A 612-nucleotide genomic window follows, 5' to 3' on the forward strand; every position below is an offset into this window, starting at 1 on the left:
CAAGATCAGCAAATTCACCGTCTATAGCTGGATTAAAAATCCCCATCCTAAAGGCTTTAACTGAGCGTAAGCCTCAAAGATTGATGATGAAGCCTTGCTTAAGGATATTGAGCAGTATCCCGATGATTACCAATGGGAAAGCGCTAGACGTTTTAATTGCTCGCAATCAGCGATTTGTTATGCTCTAAAGCGACTAAAGATAACGCATAAAAAAAGATTAACCAACATCCAAAAGCCGACACAGAGCAAAGAGAGCACTTTCAAGAACAAATAGTGGATAAGACCGCTCAAGAAAAACCGATAGTCTATCTTGATGAATGTGGTTTTAAAGCCTTTGCTCATAGACCTTATGGCTACAGCACAAAAGGACAAATTTGTCATGGAAGTGATAACTGGCATTTAAAGAACCAGAGCAATGCGATTGGAGCCATTATCAATGGAGAATTGTTTGCCTTACGCTTATATGATGGTTCTATTAACAGCGATATTTTCTCTCATTGGGTGAGAGAAGCACTGTTACCTAGAGTTACCTAAAAACAGTGTAATTGTCATGGACAATGCCGCTTTTCATAAACTGCAGTGATATTCAAAGCAATCATTGAAGAGTATGGG

At 39.1% G+C, this 612-nt stretch carries 2 protein-coding genes; both read left to right on the forward strand.

What is annotated here, in order from left to right; translation table 11 throughout:
• Window positions 1-79 precede the first annotated feature (79 nt).
• Window positions 80-274, forward strand: coding sequence for an IS630 transposase-related protein (locus A5N85_RS14220; RefSeq protein WP_072577680.1), 195 nt, complete (start codon window positions 80-82; stop codon window positions 272-274).
• Window positions 274-534, forward strand: a complete 261-nt coding sequence (locus A5N85_RS14225) for a transposase (RefSeq protein ID WP_072577681.1) — start codon at window positions 274-276, stop codon at window positions 532-534. The genes A5N85_RS14220 and A5N85_RS14225 overlap by 1 nt, the downstream gene beginning before the upstream one ends.
• The last annotated feature ends 78 nt before the right edge of the window (window positions 535-612 follow it).

The organism is Suttonella ornithocola (genome assembly GCF_001889065.1).
Lineage (GTDB): Bacteria > Pseudomonadota > Gammaproteobacteria > Cardiobacteriales > Cardiobacteriaceae > Suttonella_A > Suttonella_A ornithocola.